The sequence below is a fragment of the Campylobacter sp. MG1 genome (assembly GCF_026616895.1).
Classification (GTDB): domain Bacteria; phylum Campylobacterota; class Campylobacteria; order Campylobacterales; family Campylobacteraceae; genus Campylobacter_E.
In genome coordinates this window covers 1-452 of sequence record NZ_JANYME010000043.1, presented here as the reverse complement: position 1 = coordinate 452, position 452 = coordinate 1, and the positions used below count along the sequence as shown (strand labels likewise).

Annotated in this window: 1 protein-coding gene; it reads right to left on the bottom strand. The window is 26.8% G+C overall.

Annotated features, from left to right (window positions below; genetic code table 11):
• On the bottom strand, positions 1-452 hold a 452-nt coding region (locus tag NY022_RS09600), incomplete at both ends, for a CheR family methyltransferase (RefSeq protein ID WP_324287476.1).

Here is a 452-nt window from a genome sequence, read left to right as displayed (position 1 = left end):
CGCTCCATAAGTTTGATTTTAAAATCTTGATCAAAATAAATCATCATATTTCTTGAAAATATAAGATCAAATTTTCCAAGTCTAAATAAAGCATCATCAAAAACATTACAAAGCTCAAAACGACATCTACAAGCAAGAGTCTCTTTCTTTAAATGATACATACCATTTTTTACATCAAAAAAACGCTTTTTTTGACTAAGATTTAATCTAGACACAGAACGCTCTGAATAAGCCATTTCATTACAACGATCTATCATTTTTTTATTAATATCTATACCAATGATATTCATACCTTTAATGAAATTTTCACTTGCCAAAATCGCTAAAGAATAAACCTCTTCACCACTAGAACATGGAGCACAAAGAATATTTACAGGTTTATCAAGAGATTTTATATAAAAAATAACATCTTTTAATTGTTCTAATTCTCTAAAAAAATAAGTCTCACAAAC